Origin of the sequence: Saccharopolyspora spinosa NRRL 18395 (assembly GCF_000194155.1) — a bacterium.
Lineage (GTDB): Bacteria > Actinomycetota > Actinomycetes > Mycobacteriales > Pseudonocardiaceae > Saccharopolyspora > Saccharopolyspora spinosa.
The window spans coordinates 1139562-1142795 of sequence record NZ_GL877879.1 but is presented as its reverse complement, the minus strand read 5'-3'; the positions used below and the strand labels follow the sequence as shown (position 1 = coordinate 1142795).

Below are 3234 nucleotides of genomic sequence, written 5' to 3'. Positions count from 1 at the left end.
ACGGCGTCGATGAGGTGTGGCACCTCTGAACGAGCAACCGCGGTCACCGCCCGGTCATCACCAGCGCTCACGACCCGCAAAACGTCCTCCAAACGCTGCCGCACCGATTCGTAGAGCTCCCTCAGAAACACGTGCCACCGACCACGGTGGTTCGATTCGTGGGGTCGTAGTTCGCGTGTGACTCCCAGATCGCTTCCCGGGCCGCAGCGAGCAAGTCACGAAACTGCTCGGCGTTCACCTCGAACCGCTCACCGGGCGGTGGTTGTACAGCCACACGGCCATGAGCGAGCGGCAGAATTCACAAGACCTGACTACGGCCCATTGCGTCCGTGCATCGGACTTCCTTGCATGCTTTCGCATCCATCTTGAACTCCTTTGTGGACATAGGATCGTTTAACGGGAGCCTGTGGGGTTCCAGAAATCGACTCCCCATGCCTGATCTGCGACGTTAAGCTATGCGCTCATACTCGTTGATCAAGCCGCCAAGCACCGGTCGACGTTTGATCTGCTCACTGTCGAGGTCTGCAACGGGGTGACTCGGCCGTGGTGGCGGAAGCTCGTGGGCACGGTGCGGTCGGCGGCCGTTGTAGTGTCGGATGTACTCCGTAAGCGCCGCGCGTAGGTGCCGTTCGCCGAAGATCAACAGGCGGTCGGTGAGTTCGGGTCGGACGGTGCGCACGAACCGTTCAGGAAAACAGTTCGTCCGCGGGCAGCGCGGGGGAGTCTTGACTACGCGGATGCTTGCATCGGCGAGGACCGCTTCGAACGACGTGGTGAACTGGCCGGCCCGATCTCGCAGGAGGGACCGGAATTCGGTGATGCCATCGCCGAGGTCCATCAGCAGGTTGCGGGCCTGCTGAGTGGTCCACGCCCCGTCCGGGTTCGTGGTCGCGCCTAGCAGGTGCACGTACCGGCTGCCGATCTCCAGCACGTAGAACACGTAGATCCGTTTGAGGGTGACCGTGCAGTCTACGTGGAAGTAGTCGCATGCCGGCATGGTCGACGGCTGAGTGTGCAGGAATCGCCGCCAGGTCGTGTCGGTGCTGGAGGGATGCGCACTGTGGGCGCGGAGGCCGTGATCGGTGGAAAACTGCTGCAGCGGTGGTTCGATGCGCCCTCATGGCTGCTGGCCCTGGCGCTGCTGTTGGAGATCCTTCCCCGTGCGGTCGACGGTAGCCTGCACGTCTGCTTCGGTGTCACCGAACCGGACGCTGGTACCGACACCACGCGCATCTCGACCTTCGCACGGCGCAAGGGCGACGGTTACGTCGTCAACGGCCGCAAGGTGTGGATCACCAAGGCCGGTGACTCGCAGAAAATGATCCTCATCGCCCGCACCACGCCGAGAGCCGAGGTCGCGAAGCCGACCGAGGGGCTGTCGCTGTTTCTGATCGACATCGACCCTGCGCAAGTGCACCTGCAGGCAATCCCGAAAATGGGCCGCAACGCCGTGCAATCCTATGAAGTGGTGTTCGACGATCTCTTCGTACCCGAGAGTGCGCGGATCGGTGAAGAGGGCAACGGTTTCAAGTATCTCCTGGACGGCCTGAATCCAGAGCGCATCCTGCTGGCGCACGAGGCGCTCGGCATCGGGCGGGCGGCCATCCGGCGGGCCGTCGGATATGCGAAGGAACGCATCGTCTTCGACCGGCCGATCGGCCAGAACCAAGGTGTCGCCTTCCCACTAGCGGAGGCGGTCATGCGCCTCGACGCGGCGGAACTGGTGGCGCGCAACGCTGCCTGGCGCTACGACCAAGGCCTGCCGTGCGGCCGTGAGGCGAACACGGCCAAGTACCTGTGCGCGGACGCGGGGTTCAAAGCTGCCGACCAGGCTGTGCAGACACACGGTGGCATGGGCTACGCCAACGAGTACCACGTCGAACGCTACTTCCGTGAGTCCCGGGTGCTCCGCCTAGCACCGGTCAGCCAGGAGATGGTGCTCAACTACGTCTCCCAGCACGTGCTGGGTTTGCCCAAGTCCTACTGATCGGAGCCAACGATGTCTCCCATGAGTGGAGCGCTGTCCGGGATCCGAGTGCTCGACCTGAGCCGGGTGCTGGCCGGACCCTATTGCACGCAGATGCTCGCCGACCACGGCGCCGAGGTTCTCAAAGTGGAGCCGCCGAACGGGGATGAGACCCGTGCCTGGGGGCCACCGTTCATCCGACCCGGCACGAGCGCCTACTACCAAGCACTCAACCGGAACAAGCGCAACATCGTGCTCGACCTGCGCATCGCCGGCAGCCAAGGCGTGCTCCGCCGACTGTTGTCCACCGCCGACGTGCTAGTCGAGAACTTCAAAGCCGGGACGCTCGAGAAATGGGGATTCGCGGACGAGCGCCTCGCTGAGGACTTCCCGAGACTGGTTCATTGCCGGATCACCGGCTACGGGACCGACGGCCCGCTGGGCGGTGCCCCTGGGTATGACGCGGTGCTACAGGCCTATTCTGGGCTGCTGTCGGTCAACGGGGAAGCGGAACGGGACCCGCTGCGGGTTGGGGTACCCGTCGTCGATCTCGTCACCGGAATCCTGTCCTTCTCCGGCGTGTTGCTCGCACTCCAGGAACGCGCAGCATCCGGGCGCGGGCAGGTGGTCGACTGCTCGTTGCTCGACACCGGCATAAGCCTCCTGCATCCCCATTCGGCGAGCTGGTTCGCCGACGGGCGAGGCCCACAGCGCACAGGATCGGCCCACCCCACCATCGCGCCGTACGACACCTTTCCAGCATATGACGGGTTGCTGTTCCTCGGCGTAGGCAACGACCGCCAGTTTCGCGACCTGACCGACGTACTCGGCGACCCGTGCATCGCGGAGGACCCGCGATTCGCCTCCAACTCCGAACGCGTCCAGCACCGGGACGCACTGCGCGAGCTCCTCGTGCCGAGAATCAGCCTGTGGAAACGCGCAGACCTCGCCGATGCCCTGCAGAAACGCGGCGTGCCGTCCAGTCCGGTCCACAGTGTCGGAGAGGCGCTCACCAACGCCCAGGTCCTGCATCGCGAGATGGTGGTGAGCAAGGACGACTACCGGGGAGCAGGAATCCCCATCAAGCTGTCGCGTACACCGGGCTCAGTGCATCTGGCCCCGCGTGACCAGGGGCAGGACACCGAAGCGGTGCTCGAGGAACTCGGTTACTCCGACGAGGAGATCGCCGTGATGACGGGGGTGAGGACGCGACGCTAGCCGGGCATTCCGCACATGAGGGTTGATCAACTCGGCCTGGTCGTCATGTT

Annotated in this window: 3 protein-coding genes; 2 read left to right on the top strand and 1 reads right to left on the bottom strand. The window is 64.4% G+C overall.

Annotation, left to right across the window (positions count from 1 at the left end; translation table 11 throughout):
- Nucleotides 1–448: 448 nt before the first annotated feature.
- A complete protein-coding gene (locus SSPN_RS0124315) occupies nucleotides 449–997 on the bottom strand; it encodes an integrase core domain-containing protein (protein ID WP_010310104.1) in 549 nt (182 codons plus the stop codon).
- A 54-nt stretch (nucleotides 998–1051) separates the two neighbouring features.
- Between SSPN_RS0124315 and SSPN_RS45515 the strand changes: the two genes are divergently transcribed.
- Nucleotides 1052–1987 carry an acyl-CoA dehydrogenase family protein gene (locus SSPN_RS45515; protein WP_010310102.1) on the top strand — a complete coding sequence of 312 codons (936 nt, stop codon included), beginning with the start codon at nucleotides 1052–1054 and terminating at the stop codon, nucleotides 1985–1987.
- Nucleotides 1988–2008: 21 nt separating this feature from the next.
- Nucleotides 2009–3184, top strand: coding sequence for a CaiB/BaiF CoA transferase family protein (locus SSPN_RS0124305; RefSeq protein ID WP_010310100.1), 1176 nt, complete (start codon nucleotides 2009–2011; stop codon nucleotides 3182–3184).
- The last annotated feature ends 50 nt before the right edge of the window (nucleotides 3185–3234 follow it).